Source organism: Bradyrhizobium sp. URHC0002 (genome assembly GCF_054059515.1).
Window position 1 is genome coordinate 742525 of the sequence record NZ_JBSSCF010000001.1, and the last position, 23649, is coordinate 766173.

The window sequence follows — 23649 nt, forward strand, 5'->3', positions numbered from 1 at the left end:
CTGACATTGTGAGGACCGCCATGCGCATCAGTGCACGCAACCAGATCAAGGGTACCGTCGTCGAAGTGAAGAAGGGCGCAACCACGTCCCATGTCCGCGTCGATATCGGAGGCGGCCAGATCATCACCTCCTCCATCACCAACGAGGCGGTCGACGACCTCGGCATCAAGGCCGGCGGCAAGGCGACTGTCGTGGTGAAAGCTTCCGACGTCATGATTGCGGTCGACTGACATGCGCACGTCACTTCTCGTTGCGCTGGCGTTGCTCGGCGCCGCGCCCGCCTGGGCGGCAGAAGAACCGAGCGGCTGCGACAAGTTCAAATGGGGAATCGAGCGCGAGCGCGCGGCACTGATGGCGCCAGATCGCCTCAAGCTGGCGTCAGGCTCGGAGCTCGCGGCCCTGCCCCCGCAGGCCGTGACCCTCGCCCTGCGCAGCCCGGCGGAGGCCAAACTGCCGACGCCGCCCGAACGCGCACCCAAGGACGGCACTTTTGCCGGCTTCGCCAGCATCAAGACTGCCCCCAAGGCCGGTCTCTACTCCATCAGCCTGTCCGCGGGCGGATGGGTCGATGTCGTGCAGGACGGCCATTCCCTCAAACCAAAGGCGTTCAGCGGCGCTACCGACTGCGACGGCATCCGCAAGACCATGAAGTACGAGCTTTCGGCGAGCCCATTCGTGCTGCAGGTCAGCGGAACGAAAGAGGATTCAGTTTCGATTGCCATCCTGCCGACGGAATAGCGGCTGGCATCTGGACGAAGGCCACTTTGACCCCGACCGCCAGCCTGCTATTGTCGGCCATTGGCGATATTCTGGCTGGCCGTAAGCCGTCGGAATTGCCGGAACAGCGCTTCCGCCGATCGCTTCCTTTAATTCAACCACGCCTGATTGCGGCGCGCGAACCGCGCGCCGGCAAGCACGCACGGAGCGCGCTATCATGTCTCGACTTACCGGAATTTTTGCCGCCTTCGTCATCCTGCTGGGAGCCACCCATTCACCTGCCGCCGCGCAGGACAAGTCCCTGACGGTCTTCGCCGCCGCCTCGATGAAGAATGCGCTAGACGAAATCGACGCCGCCTACACCGCGAAGACCGGGGTCAAGATCACCGTCAGCTACGCCGCCAGTTCTGCGCTCGCAAAGCAGATCGAACAGGGCGCGCCGGCCGACGTTTTCATCTCAGCCGACACCGACTGGATGGATTACGCGATTGGCAAGAAGAACATCAATGAACCCACCCGCATCAACCTGCTGGGCAACAGCATCGTGCTGATCGCGCCGAAGGATTCCAAGGTCGACAATGTGAACATCGGCGCCGGTTTCGACCTCGCCAAGCTCGCGGGCGACGGCAAAATCGCGACCGGCGACGTCAAGTCGGTGCCGGTTGGCAAGTATGCCAAGGCGGCGCTGGAGAAGCTTGGCGCGTGGCAGGCAGCCGAGCCGAAATTCGCGATGGCCGAGAGCGTGCGCGCCGCGCTGACGCTGGTGGCGCGCGGCGAGGCCGTTCTCGGCATCGTCTATTCGACCGACGCCAAGGTCGAACCGGGCGTCAAGGTCGTCGGCACCTTCCCGGCCGATTCCCATCCGGCGATCATCTATCCCGTCGCGGCGACGACCACCGCAAAACCGGAGACGACGGACTATCTCGCCTTCCTGCGCTCGACCGCGGCGAAGAACATCCTTGAAAAATACGGCTTCAAGTTCCTGGTCAGCCCTTCCACCTGATGTTCGAGATTTCACCTGCCGAATGGACGGCCATCCTGCTTTCGCTGCGGGTGGCCGTCGTTGCAACGCTGGTGGCGACGCCGTTCGGCATCGCACTGGCGTGGCTGCTGGCGCGGCGTGAATTCTGGGGCAAGTCCATCCTCGATGCGCTGGTTCATCTGCCGCTGGTACTGCCCCCCGTCGTCACGGGTTATCTGCTGCTGCTGACCTTCGGCCGCCGCGGCCTGGTCGGCGCGTGGCTCGCCGATAACCTCGGCATCGTGTTCGCGTTTCGCTGGACCGGCGCCGCGCTCGCCTGTGGCATCATGTCGTTTCCGCTCCTGGTGCGGCCGATCCGGCTGTCGATCGAGGCGATCGACCGCCGGCTGGAACAGGCGTCGAGCACGCTCGGTGCCGCACCGTGGCAGGTGTTTGCGACGGTAACCCTGCCGCTGGCGTTGCCTGGCGTGCTCGCCGGCATGGTGCTCGGCTTTGCCAAGGCGATCGGCGAATTCGGCGCCACCATCACCTTCGTCTCCAACATTCCCGGCGAGACCCAGACCATCTCGTCCGCGATCTATTCGCTGATCCAGACCCCTGACGGCGACACTGCGGCGGCAAGGCTGGTGCTGATCTCCATCGTGATCGCGATGGGCGCCCTGATCGCGTCCGAATGGTTCGCGCGGCGCGCCACCAAACGCCTGCACGGGAACTGACCATGCTGCGCGTCGACGTCACCAAGCAGCTCGGCGAGTTCTCGCTGGAAGCTTCGTTCGAAAGCCAGGGCCGCGTCACCGGCCTGTTCGGCGCGTCCGGCGCCGGCAAGACCTCGCTGATCAACATGATCGCCGGCCTGCTGCGGCCGGACCGTGGCGTCATCGCGCTCGACGACGAAACGCTGGACGACACGTCGAAGGGCATTCATGTGCCGCCGCATCGTCGGCGCATCGGATACGTGTTCCAGGACGCGCGGCTGTTTCCGCATTTCGACGTGCGGCAAAACCTCGACTATGGCCGGCGCATGAACGGGCTCACGGTGGATCCGGCGCAGCACGCGCGCGTCACCGACCTGCTCGACATCGGCCATCTGCTCGACCGCCGGCCCGGAAAACTCTCCGGCGGCGAGCGCCAGCGCGTCGCCCTCGGCCGGGCGCTGCTGTCGAAACCGCGTTTGCTGCTGCTGGACGAGCCGCTGGGGTCGCTCGACGAAGGCCGCAAGGAGGAGATCCTGCCCTACCTGGTGCGGCTGCGCGACGAAGGTATTCCGATGGTCTATGTCAGCCACGACGCCGCCGAGCTGCGTCAACTGGCGACGCAGATCGTTATGCTCAAGCGCGGCCGGGTGACCGCGCTCGGCGGCGTCAAGGTGCTGACGTAGCCGCCGCCTTCAACCGCAACGCACCATACGGCTTTTTGGCAGCGGCATCGGGAACCGCCATCTGGGCTTTGCGTTTAGACAGGCCACGGGTGCCATGTAAACCCGCGCAAACTTTCCGGGATATGCCAAACGGTACAAGACGAGAGGAGCGCGCCATGGAAGACGTCGAACGGCGTGCCATCGGCAAGGTGATGCGGCGGCTGATACCGTTTCTGATCCTGTGCTATTTCGTTGCGTATCTGGATCGCGTCAATGTCAGCTTCGCCAAGCTGCATATGAACCAGGCGCTTGGCTTCAGCGAGGCCGCCTTCGGACTGGGCGCCGGACTTTTCTTCATTGCCTATTTCCTTTTTGAGGTGCCTTCGAACCTCTTTCTGGAGCGGGTCGGTGCGCGGGTCTGGATTGCCCGGATCATGATCTCCTGGGGGATCGTCTCGGCCGCATTCGCCTTTATCCCGTCGATTTCGGCAGCCACCGGCGTTTCGAACGAAGCAGTTTTCTATACCCTTCGGTTGTTGCTCGGCGCATGCGAGGCGGGCTTCTTTCCCGGCATCATCTTTTATCTGACCCTGTGGTTCCCTGCAGTATATCGCGCGCGGGTGGTCAGCTACTTCATGCTGGCAATCCCGATTTCGTCCATTGTTGGATCCCCGATTTCCGGAATGTTGCTGAATCTGACCGGCTGGGGCCTCGAAGGCTGGCAATGGCTTTTCGTTCTTGAGGCGCTGCCATCGATTCTGGTCGGGCTCGGCGTGTTCTTCTATCTCACCGATTTTCCGCGCCAGGCCAACTGGCTGCAACAAGATGAGATTGCGTGGCTGGAGAACGTGCAGGCAACCGAGAAGAGCAACAAGGAGAAAGTCGAACACCTTTCTCTGTTTCAATCACTCACCGATATCCGCATCCTGCTGTGCGCACTGGTCTACTTCTGTTTGAATGCGGCGAGCTACGGAGTTGCCTTCTTCCTGCCGACCATCATCAAGAACTTCGGGGTGAGCGATACCCAGACCGGATTGCTGGCTGCGCTGCCCTTTGTTTTCGGTGGCATCGGCATGGTATTGCTCGGCCGCCATTCAGACCGCACCATGGAACGAAAGGGTCACGTCGCCGCAGCGCTGCTGATGGCGGCGATCGGGATCGGGTTGTCCGGACTGGTTTCCAATCCCATCATCGTCATGGCTTTGCTCTGCTTCGCGCAGATCGGCGTTTCTTCGGTGCCGCCGATGTTCTGGCCGCTGCCGGCGAGCATGCTTACTGGAGCCTCGGCCGCTGCGGGCATCGCGGCAATCAACTCGCTCGGCAACCTCTCGGGCTTCGCCGGTCCCTTTGCGATGGGCTATCTAAAGGATTTGACGGGCAACTTCACGGTCGGCCTGCTCCTGCTCGCCGGATGCGCCGTCGTTGGCGCCGCCGTCGTCATGAGCTTGCGCATTGACGTGCGGCGCGAGCAGTCATCGGCAGAGGTCGCATTGGCGCACTAACAAGGCGCTATGCAGCGTTACTCCGGAACGACGCGCACCGCGCCGCGCGCCGCGCTGGTCGTCAGCGCCGCATACGCCTTCAGCGCCATCGTCACCTTGCGGCTGCGCTTCCTGGCGGGCTTCCAGGCGTCCGCGCCGCGGGCCAGCATGGCTTCGCGGCGTTTGGCGAGCGTGGCGTCATCGACCGCGAGGCTGATCGAACGCGTCGGGATGTCGATCTTGATCAGGTCACCCTCTTCCACCAGCCCGATCAACCCGCCTTCGGCGGCTTCCGGCGAAAGATGCCCGATCGACAGGCCTGACGAGCCGCCGGAGAAGCGGCCATCGGTGACCAGCGCGCAGACTTTTCCGAGGCCCTTCGATTTGAGGTAGCTGGTCGGATAGAGCATCTCCTGCATGCCGGGACCACCGCGCGGGCCTTCATAGCGGACCACGACGACGTCGCCGGCCTTGATCTTGTTGCCCAGGATGCCTTCGACGGCGGCGTCCTGGCTTTCGAAGACCCGTGCCGGCCCCTCGAACTTCAAAATGCTCTCATCGACGCCGGCGGTCTTCACGATGCAGCCATCGAGCGCGATGTTACCGGACAGCACGGCGAGACCGCCGTCCTTCGAATAGGCATGCTCGGCGTCGCGGACACAGCCTGTCGCGCGATCAGTGTCGAGCTCCTCGAACCGGCGCTCCTGGCTGAACGCGACCTGGGTCGGCACGTTGCCCGGGGCGGCCATGAAGAATTTGCGGACGCTCTCGCTCTTGGTCTGCTTGATATCCCAGCGGCTGAGCGCATCCTCCAGTGTCTTGGAGTGAACCATCGGCAGGCCGCGATTGAGCAGGCCGGCACGATCGAGTTCGCCGAGGATGGCCATCACGCCACCGGCGCGATGGACGTCTTCCAGATGCACGTCGGCGACCGACGGCGCCACCTTGCAGAGCACAGGCACCCGCCGCGAGAGGCGATCGATATCCTGCATCGTGAACGGCACCTGGCCTTCATACGCCGCCGCCAGCAAATGCAGCACCGTGTTGGTCGATCCGCCCATGGCGATATCGAGCGTCATCGCGTTCTCGAATGCCTTGAAGTTTGCGATGTTGCGCGGCAACGCGGTCTCGTCGTCCTGCTCGTAATAACGTCGCGCCAGATCGACGATCAGATGCCCGGCCTCGACGAACAGGCCCTTGCGGTCGGCGTGCGTCGCCAGCACCGAGCCGTTGCCCGGCAGCGCCAGCCCCAACGCCTCGGTGAGGCAGTTCATCGAATTGGCCGTGAACATGCCGGAGCACGAACCGCAGGTCGGACAGGCCGAGCGCTCGATCACTTCGACCTCAGCGTCACTGACATTGCTGTCGGCGGCGGCAACCATGGCGTCGATCAGGTCGACCGCGCGGATCTTGCCCTTGATGTTGACCTTGCCGGATTCCATCGGCCCGCCCGAGACGAACACGGTCGGGATGTTGATCCGCAGCGCCGCCATCAGCATGCCGGGGGTGATCTTGTCGCAGTTCGAGATGCAGACCATGGCGTCGGCGCAATGCGCGTTGACCATGTATTCGACGCTGTCGGCGATGATCTCGCGCGACGGCAGGCTGTAGAGCATGCCGTCATGGCCCATGGCGATGCCGTCATCGACCGCGATGGTATTGAACTCCTTGGCGACTCCTCCCGCCTTCTCGATCTCGCGCGCGACAAGCTGGCCGAGATCTTTCAGATGCACGTGGCCGGGGACGAACTGGGTGAACGAATTGACCACGGCAATGATCGGCTTGCCAAAATCCTCGTTCTTCATGCCGGTGGCGCGCCAGAGGCCGCGGGCGCCCGCCATGTTGCGGCCGTGGGTCGTGGTTCGGGAGCGGTAGGCGGGCATGATCTGTCCTTATTGGGAAGCGGGAAAGGCGTCTTTTAGACGGTGAACCGGATCGATTAAAGCGGCGATTACAGTACCTTGGCGCAGGGTCGCCATGCGCCGGCGCACCAAAACGGGACAGGGTGTGAGATGCCCCTGCCCCGGCTACCGCTAGATGACCTCGCGTGCCCGCAGTTCCGCGATCGCCTTCGCGTCGTAGCCGAGCGAGGCCAGCACCTCCTCGGTATGGGCGCTGAGCGCGGGCGCCATGCGGTCGAGCCTGCCGCCGCCATGGGCGAGCTGGAACCCGCTGCCGGCAAAGCGCAGGCGGCCATGGGGCGTATCGATCTCCTGAATCGCGCCGCGCGCTGATATCTGCGGGTGATCGATCACTTCCTCGACCTTCCAGATGCTGGCGCAGGGCGCGCCCGCGGCCTCCAGGACCTTCTCCCACTCGCGCGGGTCCTTCTTCGACAGCGCCTCCTCGATGATGGCCCGCAAAGCCTTCTCGTTTTCCTGCCGGGCGAACCAGTCGACGAAGCGGGGGTCCTCCAGCGCATCGGCGCGGCCGAGTGCGGTCATCAGGGCGATGTATTGTTTCTCGCTGTTCACCGCGAGCAGCAGATAACCGTCACCGGCCTTGAAGAGGTTGGCGGTCGGCCGGCGGCTCACGGCCTGATTGCCGGAAAGCTGCTGGCGATGGCCGGCAACCGAGTAGTCCGCGACTTGCCCGGACAGGAACGCCAACGTCGCCTCCAGCATGGAGACGTCGACCAACTGGCCCTTGCCGGTATGCGTGCGCTGGAACAGCGCGCTCGACACGCCGAAGGCAGCGGTGGCCCCCGACAGGACGTCGCAGACCGCAAAGCCCGCGCGCGTCGGCCCGGTCTCGGCGTGGCCGGTGATCGACATGATGCCCGACAGCGCCTGGATCTTGCCGTCATAGCCGGCGCCGGATCGTTCCGGGCCGGTCTGGCCAAAACCCGAAATCGCACAATAGATCAGCCGCGGATTGATCGCCGACAGCGCGGCATAGCCGATGCCGAGCTTGTCCATCACGCCGGGGCGGAAATTCTCCATCACTACGTCAGCCTGAGCGGCGAGCTGCTTGACGATGGCGATCGCCTCCGGCTTCTGCAGATCGAGCGTCAGGCTGCGCTTGTTGCCGTTGACGGCTTGCCAGCCCGGCGCGAGGCCGCGCTCGGCCCATTCGCGGCTTAGCGGCGTGCGGCGCATGTCCTCGCCTTCGCGACGCTCCACCTTGATGACGTCGGCGCCGAGCAGCGCGAGCTGGTAGCTCGCATAGGGGCCAGCCAGTACTTGCGTGAAGTCGAGAACCTTCACGCCTTCGAACGGTCGGGTCAATTCAGTTTCCTCCTGCGGGCGTCATTGCGAGGGGTGAAGCGACGAAGCAATCCATTCTTCCTTTGTGCCGCGCTATGGATTGCTTCGCTTCGCTCGCAATGACGACCCTTGCGGCCGTGGCCAAAATCACGCCGCCCGGTTGCCGCGCGCGATCTCTTTCTGCTTGTCGAACTCGGCGCGGCGCCGCGCCAGTTCTTCCGGGCTCATCTGCGCGATGTTGTTGTAGTCGAGCTTCCAGGAGGCATCCTCGCTCCAGCGCAGCGGCGACTGCATCGTGGTACGGGCGCCCGGCGCGGACTCCAGGAGACGCAGCGCCAGTTCGAGCGTCAGCGCCTGCGACTCCACGTCCTGCGGCTTGCCGGCGGAATTGCCGAGCGGGAAATCCGAGAACAAAAAGCGCGGCGCGGCGGCGTGCTCGACGATATCCTTGGCGCAGCCCATCACGACGGTCGCAATGCCGTTGGCCTCGAGATGGCGCGCCACCAAGGCCGAGGTCTGGTGGCAGACCGGGCAGTTCGGGACGATGATGGCGACATCGACCTTGTCGGCCTGACAGCGGGCGAGAATATCCGGCGCATCGACATCGATGGTGACGCGGTGGCTGCGGTTGGTCGGCGCACCGAAGAAGCGCGGCGCGACCTCGCCGATCCGCCCCGCGGCGGCGGCTTTCAGAAGCAAGGCTAACGGAAACCAGGTGCCGTTGTCGGTGGCCGTGGTGTGCTTGCGATCGTAGCCGATGTGCGAGATCCGCAAATCGTGCTGCTTGGCGGTGTCGCCGTCATAGACCTGATAGAACTTGGCGCTGCCGTTGTAGGCGGCTCCAGGACCCTGATCGCCCTTGGTGGGATCATACTTCGCAGCAGTGGTAATGATCGTAACGCGCGATTTCGCGAGCGCCTTCTTCAGCGGCTGGAACGGCGCATCGACATAATGCGCCCAGCGGTAGGGCGTGGTGTAGCCGATCGCGGTGTAATACTCGCGGGTCCGCTGCATATAGGGGACCGGGGAATCGTAGTCGGGCGCAAAGCCGAGTTGGTCGTCGAGGGGGGCGGACATTGTCGTGTCTCCTGCGTTTCCACCGGGCGGCCGTCACGCGGCCTTTGCCGGGAGGCTAGTGACAGTTCGCTCATTCCTCAACAGCGGAAATTGCATCACACCTGCGCAGGCCGCGGCCCCTAGACCCCCGCCACCGACGACCAGACATCGGCCAGCTTGCGCCTGAACTTCTGCCGGCGCGTCAGGGGCACGGCCGCTTCCTCATCCTCGGGCAGTCGCAGGCCGACCACGCTGACACGGCCGCCGCTGATGCTGCGTGCGACCAGCACGATGGGATCCAGCGCCAGCTCGGCGCCTTCCTTGGGCGCATGGTCGAGATGAATGTCGAAATAATCCGCCAGCGTCAGCTTCGCCTGCTCCTCTTCGGCCGATACGCCGTAGATCGCGGCCAGTTCGCCGAGGGTGTGCTCGCCCGATACCATGAAGTCCCCAAGCAGATGCGGATCGGGCGCCGAGCTCGGCGGCATGTCGACGAAGAACCGATCCAGCGCCTCGGCCTTTTCCGGCGGCGCCAGCAGGTAAACGTAATCACCCGGCACGACCGGGTCGGCCTCGACGGGCGACAGAATGCGTTCTTCGCGGATCACCAGCGTCGGCTTCGACCAGGATGGAAGCAGGCCGCGCCGGAAATACAAACTCTTCGAGCGGACGGGATAGCCGACCAGTTGCTGTTCGAGCTGGCCCGGCAGATCGAGTTCGACGCGCCGCGGACCACGGTCGACACGCGGCAGCGCCACGTGCAGCCACCGCGCCGCCGGCCCCAGCGTCCAGCCTTGCAGAAGCAGCGAGATGACGACCACGACCAGGGCGACATCGAAATAGAGATAGGCTTTCGACAACCCGACCAGCATCGGGATCGACGCCAGAAAGATCGCGACCGCCCCGCGCAGGCCGGTCCAGGCGATGAAGACCTTTTCCCGCCAGTTGAACCGGAACGGGGCCAGGCACAGCAGCACCGCGAGCGGCCGCGCCACCAGCATCAGCACCAGCGCCACGATTACAGAGGGGCCTACGCTGTCCAGCAATCGCTGCGGCGAGGCCAGCAGGCCCAAGAGAACGAACATCACGATCTGCGCCAGCCAGGTCGCGGCGTCGAGAAACGTCACCACCGAATTATGCGCGCGCGTCGGCCGGTTGCCGACGACGATGCCGGCGAGATAGACCGCGAGAAATCCGGAAGCGTGCAAGATCTGCGACACGCCGAAGATCACCAGGGCGGCGGTGGTGACAAAGGGCGCATGCAAGCCTTGCGGCAGCGCCATGCGATTGAGCGCCACCACCACCAGACGGCCGCCGATCACGCCGATGATGGCGCCGAGCAGGCCTTCGCGCGCGAGCTCCATCACGACATGCCACGGCGAGCTTTCACCGAGCGAAATGAATTCGACCAGCATCAGGGTGAGAAAGATCGCGAACGGATCGTTAGTGCCGGATTCGGCTTCCAGGGTTGCGCCGACACGGGGGCGCAGGCGCAGGCCCTGCGTGTGAACGAGCAGGAACACCGCCGCGGCATCGGTCGACGCCACCACGGCGCCAACCAGCAGCGCCTCGGTCCAGCTCAGATCGAGCGCATATTTGGCGGCCGGCGCGGCAACCACCGCGGTCACCAGTACACCGACCGTCGCCAGCACCATCGACGGCGCCAGCACGATACGGATGCTTTGAAACTTGGTCCGCAGGCCGCCGTCGAACAGGATCAGCGCCAGCGCCACCGACCCCACCAGATAGGTGGTGCGGACGTCATTGAAATTGAGCTGGCCCGGCCCGGCATCGCCCGCCAGCATGCCGATCAGGAGGAACACCAACAGCAGCGGCGCCCCGAAGCGCAGCGCGAGCAGGCTCGACAGGATGCCGGCCATGACAAGAATGGCGCCCAGAAAGATGGCGATGCTGACCGAGTCGAGAGAAGCCATGAACCTCCGCAATCGTTATAAATACTTGCAATTGCATCCTTATCGTTGCCACAGTTGAACGCCAACCCATTTCTGCGTTAGCGGCAAAGTGCCCGGTTTTAAGGGCCTAATTGCCTTCGCCGGCCCATGTACCGATGGTCCGCCCGCCCCGTTTGTGGAAATCTGCGCTCTGTTCGAATCACACTTGCCTTTGCTGCGCCTGACGAGACTTTTGCGATGGACATGGCCCCGAAAGAGATCATCGAGTTTCTGCAATCGACCGCGCGATCGGTCGGAGCAGAGATCGCCTCGCCATGGTTTTATCTACAGTTCGGGCTGATCCTGACCGCCGCCGGCATTGCCTATATGGCGGATACCGCGATCCGCGCACGGGTCGACATGACCTCGCTGGCGATGCGCTGGCCGTTGCCGCTGCGGCATTTCGTCCGCGTGCTGGTCGCAAGCGCGTCGACCGCGATATTCGCGATCCTGGTGATCGCCGAACGCATCACGATGTACCATCTGACGTGGCCGAGCCGCAGCTACCTCCTGATGGTCGCCGCCAAGCTGGCGCTGGCCTGGCTCGTAATCCGGCTCATCACCTCGGTGATCCGCAACGCCTTTATCGTCAAGCTGGTGTCGATAACGGCATGGTTCGTCGCGGCGCTGAGCATCCTCGGCCAGCTCGATCCGGCAGCGGAAACGCTCGACTCGTTTGCGGTCGATATCGGGGGTCTGCGGCTGACGCCGCTGCTGCTGATCAAGGCCGGCGCGCTGCTGATCGCGGCGCTGTGGCTGACCAACATCGCCAGCAACTTCATCGAAAGCCGGATTACCCGCGCCACCGACCTGACGCCGTCGATCCAGGTGCTGCTGGTCAAGATCATCCGCATCGGCCTGATGGTGGTGGCGATCGCGATCGCGCTCGGCGCCGTCGGCATCAACCTTTCGGCGCTTGCGGTCTTCACCGGCGCGGCCGGCGTCGGCATCGGCCTCGGCCTGCAGAAGATCGTCGCCAATTTCATCTCGGGCATCATCCTGCTGGCGGACAAATCGGTGAAGCCCGGCGACCTCGTCACCATTGGCGACAGCTCGGGCCGGATCAGCGCGATGAAGACGCGCTACATCTCGGTTGCCGCCGGCGACGGCCGCGAGTTCCTGATCCCGAACGAGGATCTGGTGACGCAGAAGGTCGTGAACTGGACCTATACCGACAAGAATACGCTGGTGAAGGTGCTGTTCAGCACCAATTACGACGCCGATCCCCGCCTCGTCTGCAAGCTGGCGATCGAGATCGCCGCGGCCGCCCCGCGCGCCATCAAGAACAAGCCGCCGAATTGCATCCTGACCGAATTCGCCGAGGCCGGCATGAAGTTCTCCCTGACCTTCTGGATCGCCGACCCTGATGGCATGGACAATGTGAAGAGCGACGTCATGCTGGCGCTGTGGGACGCCTTCAAGCGCGAGGGAATCCGTGTTCCCTATCCGGTCCGCGAAATCCGCGTCCGCGGCGGGGCGCTGCCGGTTGAACAGGTGGTAGAGGTTTCCGGCTAGAGCCCCGCTCCGATTGAATCGGAACAGGGCGCCAGATTCTCGTTTTGACGCGTTTTCTCGACGCGAACCGGTCGCCGCTTCGCTTGAAAACGCTATGGATGCGGGTACTTTAAAGCCGCCCCATAGCCTAACTTGACTTGCACTGAGCGTCCCGATCATTAAATTAGGCTATCAAATCAGCCCAAAACCGTTCCTTCGAAGCATGACCGCCCATGAGCTATATTGAAGCGTCAGATACCTCCTTGCGAAAAACCGGCCAGATCAAACTGCATGGCGCGAGCGGATTCGCCGGCATGCGCAAGGCGGGCGCGCTGGTCGCAAAGTGCCTCGACGAGCTCACCGACATCGTCAAGGCGGGCGTGCCGACATCTGTGATCGACGAATTCGTCCGCGACTTCGCCTTCAGCCATGGCGCCTATCCGGCGACGCTGATGTATCGCGGTTACCGTTACTCGACCTGCACCTCGATCAATCACGTGGTCTGCCACGGCATGCCCGGGGACCGCGGGCTGAAGGAAGGCGACATCGTCAATATCGACGTCACCTTCATCGTCGATGGCTGGTACGGCGATTCCAGCCGCATGTATGTGATCGGCCCGATCGCCCGCAAGGCGGAGCGGCTGATCGAGGTCACCTATGATGCCATGATGCGCGGCATCGCCGCCGTGAAGCCCGGCGCCACCACCGGCGATATCGGCCACGCCATCCAGAGCTTCGTCGAGCCGCAGGGCATGAGCGTGGTGCGCGATTTCTGCGGCCACGGGCTCGGGCGCATGTTCCACGACGAGCCGAACATCATCCATATCGGCCGGCCCGGCGAAGGCGTGATGCTGAAGCCCGGCATGTTCTTCACCATCGAGCCGATGATCAATCTCGGCAAGCCGCATGTAAAAATCCTGTCCGACGGCTGGACCGCGGTGACGCGCGACCGCTCGCTGTCGGCGCAGTTCGAGCATTCGGTCGGCGTGACTGCGACCGGCGTCGAAATCTTCACGCTGTCGCAGCGCAATGGCGAGAAGCCGCTGGCTGCGACGTAGTCGGGCCGGAGCCTACGCCTCCCGCGCAGGAGCTGACGATGGCGACGGGAGGGCGGGGCTTTCGCGCGGCACTTGTCGCGGCTGCTTTCATCGCGTTTGCCGTTTTCCTCGCAGGCCGGAACGCCGCGGCCGAGGACACCCTGTTCGTCAGCAGGAGGATCACGCCGCAGGGCGAGTACACTGCCGGCATCGAAGGTCCCGCGGTCGACGCATCGGGCAACCTCTACGTTGTCAACTTTCAACAGAGCGGCAGTATCGGCAGACTGGCGGCCGGCGCCTCGCAGTCCCAGCTCTTCACGTCGCTTCCTGCTGGCAGCATCGGCAACGGCATTCGTTTCGACCGGCAGGGGCGGATGTACGTCGCCGATTTCAAGAAGCACACTATCTGGGTCATCGAACGCGGCGAGACCACGCCGCACCTCTACTTTCATTCCGATCGGTTCAATCAGCCGAACGACCTCGCAATCGCGGCGGACGGCACGCTCTATGCCAGCGACCCGCGATTTGCATCGCCCGCGGGCGGCCAGATCTGGCGCATCAGCCGCGGCGCCGACGGCAAGGGTCGGGGCGAAGTGATGTCCAGCACAAGGCGCCTCGGCGTGACCAACGGGATCGACCTGAGCCCGGACGGCGCGACGCTTTACGTCAGCGAGTCGAATTCGCGGCAGGTCTGGGCCTATCGCCTCGACGGCAGCAAGCTGCTCGACCCGCGACTGGTCAGGAGTTTCGCGGATTTCGAGGTCGACGGCCTGCGCACCGACGTCGACGGCCGGATTTATCTCGCGCGGTTGTCGGCCGGTAAAATCGCCATCATCGGCGCCGATGGATCACTGCAGCGCGAGGTGCCCGTGAGCGGAAAGCAGCCAACCAACCTCACCTTTGGCGGTCCGGACGGCAGAACCGTCTTCGTGACCCAGAAGGAAGGCCGCTTCATCGAGGCGTTTCGCGCAGACCGTCCCGGCCGCGAGCCATGCCTGCAAGTGCCCGGCATGTGCTGAGACGCCGAAACGCGAAGCAGCCGCTGGACGACTTGAAGCCGTCATAAGGGAAAGGACGAAGCGTGGGCCAACGCAGCATGTATATCTGGAAGCTTCGTGAAGTCGTGGCCGCGGAAGGCAGTCCGGCAGAGATGATCGCCAAGGCCAAGCGAGCCAGCCTTTCAGCGCTGTGGGTGAAAGTCGCGGACGGAACCTCGCGTTATGCGAATGTGGGAGCAAGTGTGGCGCCCGACTTCAAGGAACTGATCCGTCTGGCGCATGATAATGATATCGAGATTTGGGGCTGGCAGGTGCCCCATTGCGCGACGGCGGCCGTTGCGAAGAAAGAGGCGAAGCTGCTGGGCGATCTCGCCGACGAGTTCGAACTCGACGGCATGATCATGGATGCGGAGGGAACGAGCGCGTACTTTCATGGCGGCCTTTCGGAAGCGAAGGCTTACGGCGCGGCGATGCGGCAAATTGCCGACAGGCTCGAAAAGCCGCTTGGAATATCCAGCAACGACATTCCGCAAAATATCGACGGCTGGCTGCCGAAATTCAACGAGATCGCCAGGAAGGCGCATATCAACTTCCCGCAAACCTATTATGGCGCCAGTCCCAGCGTGACCAACCGCGTCGACCGCGCGGAGAGAGGCAATGCGCATTTGACGATTCCGTTCGTCCCCGTCGGCGCGGGCTTCATCGGGACGTCTGAGGGCGGCTGCGCGTCGGCGTCGGCCTGCGCCGAGCGCGCCCGCGAATTCATCCGGCTGTGCAACGCCCGGAATTATCAAGGCTACTCATTCTGGCATTGGGGCGGAGCGCCGATGAAATTGTGGGAGGTGTTGAATACCGTTCCGGCCTGAGATTCTCGGCGGAGCATCGACCCGCCGGAATCCGTTTCTGACCGGCCGGCGTATCATCTCCCGCTGACCGCCGCGGCGCCTTTTTCGTCAGATGCTCCCGCACTTTAGAGTTGCAAAAGCTTGCCGGGACGGCATGGTTACGGCGATGCCAGCCAAGACCAGCACTCCCCCGGATCAACCCACTGAAACGCCGCATTATCACGGCCATCGCGAGCGGTTGCGCGAGCGATTTTACGGCGCCGGGCCCGATGCACTCAGCGATTATGAATTGCTGGAGATGGCGCTGTTTCCCGCTTTGCCCCGGCGCGACACCAAGCCGCTGGCAAAAGCGCTGTTGAAAGAATTCGGCTCGTTCGCCGAAGTCATTCACGCGCCGGTGGCGCGCCTGCGCGAGGTCGACGGCATCGGCGAGGCCTCGATCAACCAGATCAAACTGCTCGCAGCCGCCGCGAGCCGGGTGGCAAAGGGCGAGATCAAGCGCAAGATTGCGCTGTCTTCCTGGAACGACGTGATCGAGTACTGCCGGAGCGGCATGGCATTCGCCGACAAGGAGCAGTTTCGACTGCTGTTCCTCGACAAGCGCAACCAGTTGATCGCAGACGAAATCCAGCAGACCGGCACCATCGACCACACGCCGGTCTATCCGCGTGAAGTGATCAAGCGCGCGCTCGAACTGTCGGCGACCGCGCTGGTCCTGGTGCACAACCATCCCTCCGGCGATCCGACGCCGTCGCAGGCCGATATCCAGATGACCAAGGCGATCGTCCAGATCGCCACCCCGCTCGGCATTTCCGTCCACGACCACATCATCGTCGGCAAGAACGGGCATGTGAGTTTGAAGGGAATGCGGCTGATTTAGACTTCAGCCCCGGTGGCTACTCCGGGGCGACCGATGCAGGAGGTTCCGATGTCTCATCCCGCCAGCCCACAAGAGGTCGTCGAGGCCGTCATGCAGGGTATTGCCGATCAGAACTGGCAAGACCTTCACAAGCTGTATAGCGAGCAAGCGGTCGTCGAATATCCTTTCGCCTTGCCTGCGCCCACCCGGCTTGATGGCCATGAAGCGATCCGAAAGCACTTCGCGAATTTCGCGACCGCACCGCTGAAGCTGCAGATCCGCAAGATGGTTGTCCGTCAGACCACCGACCCGGAGGTTGTCGTTGCAGAGTGGGACTACGACGGGCTGGTCACCACGACAGGCCGTGTGTTTCGGGTATCGAACATCCAGGTTTCGAGGGTGCGCCACGGCAAGATTGTGGAGTCGCGCGACTATCACAACCACGCGCTGATGGCCAACGTCCTGGGCCGGCTACCGATGCTCGTTGCGGCGCTCACGGAGGAAAAAACTGGGCCGAGCTGAACGAGGCCACACGCCGGTCCATCCGCGCGAGGTGATCAAGCGCGCGCTCGAACTATCCGCCACCACCACATCATCGTCGGCAAGAACGGTCACGCAAGTTTGAGGGGACTGAAGCTCATCCAGCGATATCAACTGTCCATCGCAGATTGAGGGCGGCCCGCGACTGCATATTTAGTCCAGTGCCTTCATCGGCAATTTCGAATTACGAGGCTAGCGGTGGCGTTCCAATACTCTGCGCGTTTATTGCGCGAGGGTTTGCTCGCCGCGGTGATGGAGGATCGGATGCGGACGACACGCCGAATGTTCGTGCAGGCTTCCCTGGCGGCGACGGCCGCCGCGACACTCTTGCCAACCTCGCTGCATGCCCAGCAAACCCTGCCCGCGCGTCGCCCGATACCCTCAACCCGCGAGGAGATACCGATCGTCGGGCTAGGGACTTGGATCACCTTCAACGTCGGCGATGATCCGGTGCTCAGGGACGAATGCGCCGGTGTCATGGCCGCCTTCTTCGAGGCGGGCGGCCGCTTGATCGACTCCTCCCCCATGTATGGCTCGTCGCAGCCGGTGATCGGCTACGGCCTTCAAAAGCTCGCACGACCCTCCGCGCTATTTTCGGCAGAGAAAGTCTGGACATCATCGGCAGCGGGAGGTCCGGCGCAGATCGAGCAATCGCGTCGCTTCTGGGGAGTGCCGAAGTTCGACCTCGTTCAGGTTCACAATCTGCTCACCTGGAAGCCGCATCTGCAGACGCTTTTCCAGATGAAGGCGGCGGGCACGGTGCGTTACGTCGGCATCACAACGTCCGAAGGCCGCCGTCATGATCTTCTCGAACAGATCATGCGGAACGAGCCGATCGATTTCGTGCAGTTCTCCTACAATGTCGTCGATCGCGAGGCGGAGGTGCGGCTGCTGCCACTGGCGTCCGAGCGCGGAATTGCCGTGATCGTCAACCGGCCGTTCCGGCAAGGCGCGCTAACCCAGCGGCTCCAGGGCAAGCCGCTGCCTGAATGGACCGCCGAACTCGGCGCCTCGAGTTGGGCGCAGCTCATGCTGAAATTCATCCTCTCTCACCCGGCCGTCACCGTCGCAATTCCAGCGACCACCCGCGCCGACCACGTGCGTGAAAACCTCTCGGCCGCCGCCAGCCCCATGCTTGATCCGGCCATGCGGGAGCGCATCTCGGCCCACGTGAAGGCGCTTTGATGTCGGAGTGGTGGACCTACCGGGCGGAGGATTTCCTGCTGTTTTCCCCGCGCGTCTATTGGCGCATGTTCGAATTGCACAATGCTGCGCTCTGGCCCCTGCACCTGCTGACGCTGGCCGCCGGCGTCCTCATCATTCTGCTCATCGCGTGGCGGCCGCGAACCGGAGCCCGCTGGCTCGCCCTCATCCTCGCGATCCTTTGGGTCTTCGTCGGGTGGTCCTTCCTGTGGAACCGTTACGCGACCATCAACTGGGCGGTCGCCTATGTCGCACCGGCTTTCGCCGTTGAAGGCGCGCTGCTTCTCATCGTGTCGCTGCGCGATGGCCTCGCCTTCGGCCGGCGCGGGCTTGCCTACTGGATAGGGTATCTCATTCTCGCCTTCGCACTCGCCGGACAGCCGTTGCTTGCGCCGCTGCAGGGACGCGACTGGGCCTCGTCCGAGGTCTTCGGCATTGCGCCGGATCCGACTGTTATCGCGACGCTCGGCGTTCTGCTTCTTGCTCGCGGCAGGCTTTTGCCAGTGTTGCTGCCGATCCCCGTTCTCTGGTGCCTCCTGAGCGGCATAACCCTCAGCACGATGGGAGAGCCGCAAGCCTGGGCTCCTTATGCCGCCCTGGTGCTCGCCGCGGCGGCCTGGATCTGGACGATCGTCCGGCGGAGGTCCGAAATCAGGAAGGAGAACCAAACCTGAGCGCGGAAGTAATTATCCGACCGTTCCGGGAGGAGGTGGCATTCGCCCGATATTACTTCGACAAGATCCTGTCAAATAGAGCGAGCTCACTTCGCGTGATAGGCGGCTGATTTAGATAGTGTCGACGGACCGATGTCGATCGCAGGGAGGCGGATATCACAATTCGGCTTTCATCGAAGCATTCTTGTCACGAAACCGCGCATGATGACCTCCAGTCGCCGACCGGAATCGAAACCGGCGCCGGCTTCACAGGAGAGCATCATGGCAACTACCGACAATGCAAACCAGCACCTGATCGTCACCGCATTCTGGGAGGTCAATTCCGGAGAGGAAGGCGCGGTCGCCGCACTTCTGAAAGATTTTCTCCCGCAGGCGCAACGCGAGCCCGGCGTGAAGGAGTTTCAGATTCACCAGAACGTCGCAAAGCCGCGGGAATTCTTCTTCTATGAAGTGTTCGCGGGCGAGGCTGCGTTTGCCGATCATCAGCAGACCGACCACTTCAAGAACATCATCGTCGGTCAGGCGATCCCGAAACTCGCCAAGCGCGAACGGCAGCAGTTCCGCTTCATCTGAGTTCAGGCGGACGCCGGACCGGCGGCACCCGGCTCACGCCGCCACGTTCGAGAGGAAACGATCGACGGACGCGCGCAGATCTGCGGCCTGATCCGACAGGTCGCGCGCGGTCGACAGCACGAGGTCGGCGGAACGATTGGTGTTCTCGGTCGCGGTGGCCGTCCCCGCAATGCTCCGGGCGACGCTTTCCGTTCCGGCGGCGGCGTGCCCGATACTCCGCGATATTTCGTTCGCCGCTGCATTTTGCTGGCTGACGGCGTCGGCAATCGTCGCGGTGAAGCGGTCGATCTCATCCATGATCGAAGCAATGGCGCCGACGTTGTCGACCGCCTGCTTCGTCGCCGATTGCACCTCGGCAATCTGGGAAGAAATGTCCTCGGTCGCCTTGGCGGTCTGAGTGGCGAGCGCCTTGACTTCCGACGCGACCACGGCAAATCCGCGACCGGCCTCACCGGCGCGCGCGGCTTCGATCGTGGCGTTGAGCGCCAGCAAATTGGTCTGACCGGCGATGTTGCGGATGAAGCCCACCACCTCATCGATGTGCTGCGTGGAGCTGGCGAGGGCACGAATCGTCTCGTTGGCCGTCCCGGCCATGCCGGAGGCGCGCTGCACGATCGTCGTGGCGTCATTGACCTGCGTCTTGATCGCCTGCACGGAATCGCCGAGCTGGCTCGCAGCAGTAGCCACGGTCTGAACGTTGGCCGAGGTTTGGCCGGCGGTGGAAGCCGTTTCGACAGATTGCTTGCCGGCGGCGTGCGCGATCGAGGAAAGGGTTTGCGCGGTGCTCGTCAATTCGCCCGTCATCCGGTCGGTGTTGGCGAGAGCGGCGGTGAAAGTGGAACGGAAGGCTTCTATCTCCGCCTCGATGCGCTGCCGCCGGGTGACCTGTTGCGCATGGGTCTGGTCCTTTGACGACATCACCGCGAGTTCCTGGTCGGCGCGGGCCTTAAGGCTCGCTTGCATGACGGCGAGCGACTTCAGAAGGCGGCCGAGTTCGTCACGGCGCCGGACTGCAATGTCATCCGCAAAATTGCCGGCTGCCACGCGCTCGGCGACGCGCACTGCAGCCGAGATCGGCTTGCTGAGCGAATAGGAAAAGGCCATTGCGATGATGAATCCGACGAGTGCGGTACCGATCGCGATCCCGAGCAGGGCGGTGCGTGCTGCGGCGACCGATGCTTCCGCCTCGGTCCGGAAGTCGAAGCCATAGGCCGCCACCAGTTCCACGAGATCGTCGAGCGCCGCGGCGGCCTCATCGCCCTGCTGCGTCAGCGAGAAGGTCGTGGGGATCTCGGTCAGGCCGCCCGGCATCGGCTTGAGGATCTTCAGTCCGGCGCCCGACCAGCCGCGGAGGCTGGCTTCAGCCTTCTCCCGGGCTGTCTTGACGGTTGCGCTCTGCACCCTGTCCCGGACCACGCTGAGATCTTCGGAAATGCCGCGAACCAGCTTTTCAAACCGGGCAACGGCTTCGGTCGTCGCCCCGTCGGTCAGGCTGCGCTGCATGACGAGGCGCGCCTCGTTCAACCCGGCATGCGCCGAACGCGCATGGTTGATTCCCATCAGGGGGCCGTCATAGAGACGCACCACCTGATCACCCGCGGTGGAGATACCTCGAATACCGTAGTATGCGAGCCCGCAGGCGAGCAGGATGACAACGCTGAAGGCGCCGAAAATCTTGTAGCGAATCGACATCACAAATCTCCGGCGACACTCTCTGGCGCGACTAGTCCGTAACCTTCACCATCATTTTCATCCGCGGATGGATGGCGCAGATCACCTGCACGTCGCCCGTTTCCTTGAAGGTCACATCCGTCGACGTGCCGGGCGCCTGCGAGCCGAGATTGAATTCGCTGCCCTTGGTGCCCGACATGATGTTGTGGGGAATGCTGTCGTCGTTCACGAAGGTGAGCGCGTCGCCCTTCTTGATGGTTACACTCTCGGAGGAGAACACCCGGCCCTGCTGATGGATCACCTGGTTGGCAGCGAGCGCGCCGGCCGACAGGCCGGAGAGAATGACGAGAGCGAACAGAATGGTCTTGTGCATGGGATATCCTTGGATCGGTAGGGCTGGGATCAGCGAGGGAGAACCGGCACGGCGGTCGGACTGAGGTTGCTGGTCAGGGTTTTCATGAAGGTGACCAGATCGGATTTTTCCTGGGCCGTGAGGCCGAGCGGCTTCATCAGGTCGGAACGGCTCGGCCGGTCGACACCGCCTCGATCGTAATGTTCAACCACCGCTTCCAGCGTGGCGAGCGATCCATCGTGCATAAAGGGACTTCGGCGCGCGATTTCGCGCAAGCCAGGGGTCTTGAAGGCGTGCTGCATCTTGACCACGCCCGGCATGAATTCTCCGCGGCCGACGTCCTTGCTCGGCAGCCCGATGTCCTGAAAGCCGTCGTTGGTGAAGTTCCAGCCCTCATGGCAGGCGGAACAGAGCGCCTTGCCGTTGAAGATCGCAAAGCCGCGCTTGGCTTCCTCGGAAATCGCCTTCTCATTTCCCTCGATCCATGAATCGAAGGGCGCACGCTCGGAGACCACGGTACGTTCGTAGGTCGCGATGGCCTTGGCGAGCGTCTTGGTGCTCATCCCTTCGTCGGGAAAGGCCGCGAGGAACAGCGGCTTGTATTCGCCGATGGAAGTGAGCCGTTCCATCAATTGCTCGAGCGGCATGTTCATCTCACCGGCGGCCTGGATCGGACCGAGCGCCTGCTCTTCGAGGGTCGCCAGCCGGCCGTCCCACATGAAGATCGCGCCCCACGCGGCGTTGACGATGGTCGGCGAGTGGCGGCCGAGCTTCGCCATGCCGTGACCGACACCGACCGCCAGACCGTCGCCCCAACCGAACCCCGGGCTGTGACAGCTCGCGCAGGATTGCGCCGACGTCACCGACAGCCGCGTATCGAAATAGAGTTTCTTGCCGAGTGCGGCCTTTTCCGGCGTGTAGGGATTTTCCTTCGGGAACGGGATCGTCGCCGGCCGCTTGTACTGCGCCTTCATCGCATCGATTCCGGGCGCAGCCTTCGCACCGAGATCGATGCGCCGGGTTTCGCCGACGATGACCGCGCCGAGGCCGATGCTGGCAAAGCCGATCGCGCCAAAGCCGGCCGCAGCAACGGCCGTTGCGAGCAGGGTCGATCGACGAGGGAAGAATCCCGACATGCAGCATCCTCGAATGATGTGCCGATGGCCGCTTGAAAAATACGGCACGAGGGCGATAGGCAATTCCGCAAATGTTGGCGTGACGATAATCGCCAATGGTTAATCACTGTGTTCGGAATGAGCATTCGAGATTCAGTAGTTCTACGAAGCGCAAAAACACGGGCTTCTTGCTGCGGATCCAGCAATCATGGCGTGCGCAAGATGCGCCGCTCATTCAGAAATCAACGCGCGATTTCGCTGCGTCGGGCCGCTTCGACAACGCGCCGTTGCAGCAGATCATGTTCGCGTCGGTTGCCCGCCAATCGTGCGGCGGCCTCAAATGCGGCGTGCGCTTCCGCAAAGCGGCCGAGCTTGCAAAGCAGATCGCCGCGGACGCTTTCCAGGAGATGATAGTTCTTCAGCGCGGGCTCGCCTGCCAGTCCGTCCACAATCGCGAGCGCCGCCGCCGGCCCCTCGGCCATACCGATCGCCACCGCGCGGTTGAGCTCGATGATCGGCGAACGCACCAACCTCGCGAGTTCGGCATAGAGCTTTGCGATTCGCGGCCACTCCGTGTCGTCAGGCGTGGCGGCTCTGGCGTGACAGGCGACGATCGCCGCCTGCAGCCCGTAAAATCCCTGCCCGCCGCCCAATTCATACGCCCGCGCCAGCGCCGATAACCCGCGGCGGATCTGAAGCCGGTCCCACAGCATCCGGTTCTGGTCCATCAGGAGAATCGGATCGCCGGCTCGGTCGGTGCGCGCGGCGATGCGCGAGGCGTTCAGCTCCATCAGCGCGAGCAGGCCGTGGGCTTCGGCTTCCTGCGGCGCGACGCGCGTCAGCACCCGGCCCATGCGCAGCGCATCGTTGCAGAGCTGCGGTCGCAGCCATTCGTCGCCGCGGGCGGCCGTGTAGCCCTCGTTGAAAATGAGGTAAACGACCTCCAGTACCGAGGCGAGCCGTTCCGAGAGCTCCTCGCGGCGCGGCGTTTCGTAGGCGAGCCCGGATTCCGACAGCGTCCGCTTCGCGCGCACGATGCGCTGGGCAATGGTCGCCTCCGGCTGCAGGAAAGCGCGCGCGATCTCCTCCGTCGTCAGGCCGCAGATCATCCGGAGTGCGAGAGCCGCGCGTGCCTCACGCGACAGGCGCGGATGGCAGGCGGTGAAGATCAGCCGCAGCAGTTCGTCGCCGAACTCGTCGTCCAGCCCGGCGTCCGGATCGGGCATCGCCTGCTGCTCCTGCTCGAGGTCGCGTATCAGCATTTCGTGCTTGAGGGCGAGCATGCGGCGGCGGCGCAGGTCATCGAGCGCGCGGCGCTTGGCGGTGGCCATCAGCCACGCGGCGGGCCGGTCCGGCACGCCGGTGGCAGGCCAATGTTCGAGCGCCGCCACCAGGGCTTCCTGCGTGAAGTCTTCGGCCAGCGTCACATCGCGCAACATCCGGGACAGGCCCGTGATCAGGCGCGGCTGCTCGATGCGCCAGACCGCCAGAATGGTACGATGGACGTCGGCGGCCGTCATCGCCGCCGACTGCATCT

Annotated in this window: 23 protein-coding genes; 15 read left to right on the forward strand and 8 right to left on the reverse strand. The window is 63.6% G+C overall.

Translation table 11 applies throughout. The annotated features are described in order from the left end of the window. Positions 1–20 precede the first annotated feature (20 nt). From ACVWVY_RS03615 to ACVWVY_RS03640, 6 genes are all read left to right on the forward strand, one after another. The gene (locus tag ACVWVY_RS03615) at positions 21–230 is read left to right on the forward strand and encodes a TOBE domain-containing protein (RefSeq protein WP_334392169.1); all 210 of its coding nucleotides are present in this window, start codon (positions 21–23) and stop codon (positions 228–230) included. A gap of 1 nt (position 231) precedes the next feature. Continuing rightward, entirely contained in the window at positions 232–738 is a 507-nt protein-coding gene (locus ACVWVY_RS03620; RefSeq protein WP_456625090.1) for a hypothetical protein, read from the forward strand. A 196-nt stretch (positions 739–934) separates the two neighbouring features. Then, positions 935–1720 carry a molybdate ABC transporter substrate-binding protein gene (modA, locus tag ACVWVY_RS03625; protein WP_456625091.1) on the forward strand — a complete coding sequence of 262 codons (786 nt, stop codon included), beginning with the start codon at positions 935–937 and terminating at the stop codon, positions 1718–1720. Next, on the forward strand, positions 1720–2415 hold the full coding sequence (gene modB / locus ACVWVY_RS03630) for a molybdate ABC transporter permease subunit (RefSeq protein WP_456625092.1): 696 nt from the start codon (positions 1720–1722) through the stop codon (positions 2413–2415). Before modA ends, modB begins: the two co-directional genes overlap by 1 nt. A gap of 2 nt (positions 2416–2417) precedes the next feature. After that, positions 2418–3077, forward strand: coding sequence for a molybdenum ABC transporter ATP-binding protein (gene modC, locus ACVWVY_RS03635; protein WP_456625093.1), 660 nt, complete (start codon positions 2418–2420; stop codon positions 3075–3077). Between the two features lie 155 nt (positions 3078–3232). Next, entirely contained in the window at positions 3233–4558 is a 1326-nt protein-coding gene (locus ACVWVY_RS03640) for an MFS transporter (RefSeq protein ID WP_456632088.1), read from the forward strand. 17 nt (positions 4559–4575) lie between these two features. Here ACVWVY_RS03640 and ilvD read toward each other — a convergent pair whose 3' ends face one another. From ilvD to ACVWVY_RS03660, 4 genes are all read right to left on the reverse strand, one after another. Further along, positions 4576–6420: a dihydroxy-acid dehydratase gene (gene ilvD / locus ACVWVY_RS03645; protein WP_456625094.1), complete on the reverse strand. Its 1845-nt coding sequence runs from the start codon at positions 6418–6420 to the stop codon at positions 4576–4578. A 150-nt stretch (positions 6421–6570) separates the two neighbouring features. After that, the gene (locus ACVWVY_RS03650; protein WP_456625095.1) at positions 6571–7764 is read right to left on the reverse strand and encodes a CaiB/BaiF CoA transferase family protein; all 1194 of its coding nucleotides are present in this window, start codon (positions 7762–7764) and stop codon (positions 6571–6573) included. Between the two features lie 126 nt (positions 7765–7890). Further along, positions 7891–8820 carry a glycine reductase gene (locus ACVWVY_RS03655; protein WP_456625096.1) on the reverse strand — a complete coding sequence of 310 codons (930 nt, stop codon included), beginning with the start codon at positions 8818–8820 and terminating at the stop codon, positions 7891–7893. A gap of 119 nt (positions 8821–8939) precedes the next feature. Then, positions 8940–10733: a potassium/proton antiporter gene (locus tag ACVWVY_RS03660; RefSeq protein WP_456625097.1), complete on the reverse strand. Its 1794-nt coding sequence runs from the start codon at positions 10731–10733 to the stop codon at positions 8940–8942. A 216-nt stretch (positions 10734–10949) separates the two neighbouring features. On the opposite strand from ACVWVY_RS03660, the gene ACVWVY_RS03665 reads away from it, so the two are divergent. From ACVWVY_RS03665 to ACVWVY_RS03705, 9 genes are all read left to right on the forward strand, one after another. Then, positions 10950–12266: a mechanosensitive ion channel family protein gene (locus ACVWVY_RS03665; RefSeq protein WP_456625098.1), complete on the forward strand. Its 1317-nt coding sequence runs from the start codon at positions 10950–10952 to the stop codon at positions 12264–12266. A 212-nt stretch (positions 12267–12478) separates the two neighbouring features. Next, positions 12479–13303: a type I methionyl aminopeptidase gene (map, locus tag ACVWVY_RS03670; RefSeq protein ID WP_456625099.1), complete on the forward strand. Its 825-nt coding sequence runs from the start codon at positions 12479–12481 to the stop codon at positions 13301–13303. A 38-nt stretch (positions 13304–13341) separates the two neighbouring features. Then, on the forward strand, positions 13342–14301 hold the full coding sequence (locus tag ACVWVY_RS03675) for an SMP-30/gluconolactonase/LRE family protein (RefSeq protein WP_456625100.1): 960 nt from the start codon (positions 13342–13344) through the stop codon (positions 14299–14301). Positions 14302–14363: 62 nt separating this feature from the next. Beyond that, entirely contained in the window at positions 14364–15146 is a 783-nt protein-coding gene (locus tag ACVWVY_RS03680; protein ID WP_456625101.1) for a hypothetical protein, read from the forward strand. 133 nt (positions 15147–15279) lie between these two features. Beyond that, a complete protein-coding gene (gene radC / locus ACVWVY_RS03685) occupies positions 15280–16005 on the forward strand; it encodes a RadC family protein (protein ID WP_456625102.1) in 726 nt (241 codons plus the stop codon). Between the two features lie 48 nt (positions 16006–16053). Next, positions 16054–16506, forward strand: coding sequence for a nuclear transport factor 2 family protein (locus ACVWVY_RS03690; protein WP_456625103.1), 453 nt, complete (start codon positions 16054–16056; stop codon positions 16504–16506). A gap of 282 nt (positions 16507–16788) precedes the next feature. Then, entirely contained in the window at positions 16789–17709 is a 921-nt protein-coding gene (locus ACVWVY_RS03695) for an aldo/keto reductase (protein ID WP_456625104.1), read from the forward strand. After that, positions 17709–18401 carry a DUF6064 family protein gene (locus ACVWVY_RS03700; RefSeq protein WP_456625105.1) on the forward strand — a complete coding sequence of 231 codons (693 nt, stop codon included), beginning with the start codon at positions 17709–17711 and terminating at the stop codon, positions 18399–18401. Before ACVWVY_RS03695 ends, ACVWVY_RS03700 begins: the two co-directional genes overlap by 1 nt. Positions 18402–18662: 261 nt before the next feature. Continuing rightward, positions 18663–18974 (forward strand): putative quinol monooxygenase, encoded by a 312-nt coding sequence (locus ACVWVY_RS03705; RefSeq protein ID WP_456625106.1) that lies wholly within the window; start codon positions 18663–18665, stop codon positions 18972–18974. Positions 18975–19007: 33 nt separating this feature from the next. On the opposite strand, the gene ACVWVY_RS03710 is transcribed toward ACVWVY_RS03705, so the two are convergent. From ACVWVY_RS03710 to ACVWVY_RS03725, 4 genes are all read right to left on the reverse strand, one after another. After that, the gene (locus ACVWVY_RS03710; RefSeq protein ID WP_456625107.1) at positions 19008–20666 is read right to left on the reverse strand and encodes a methyl-accepting chemotaxis protein; all 1659 of its coding nucleotides are present in this window, start codon (positions 20664–20666) and stop codon (positions 19008–19010) included. A gap of 31 nt (positions 20667–20697) precedes the next feature. After that, on the reverse strand, positions 20698–21018 hold the full coding sequence (locus tag ACVWVY_RS03715) for a cupredoxin domain-containing protein (RefSeq protein ID WP_456625108.1): 321 nt from the start codon (positions 21016–21018) through the stop codon (positions 20698–20700). Positions 21019–21047: 29 nt separating this feature from the next. Beyond that, entirely contained in the window at positions 21048–22133 is a 1086-nt protein-coding gene (locus tag ACVWVY_RS03720) for a cytochrome-c peroxidase (RefSeq protein WP_456625109.1), read from the reverse strand. Positions 22134–22354: 221 nt separating this feature from the next. Continuing rightward, entirely contained in the window at positions 22355–23632 is a 1278-nt protein-coding gene (locus tag ACVWVY_RS03725) for an RNA polymerase sigma factor (protein ID WP_456632089.1), read from the reverse strand. Between the last annotated feature and the right edge of the window lie 17 nt (positions 23633–23649).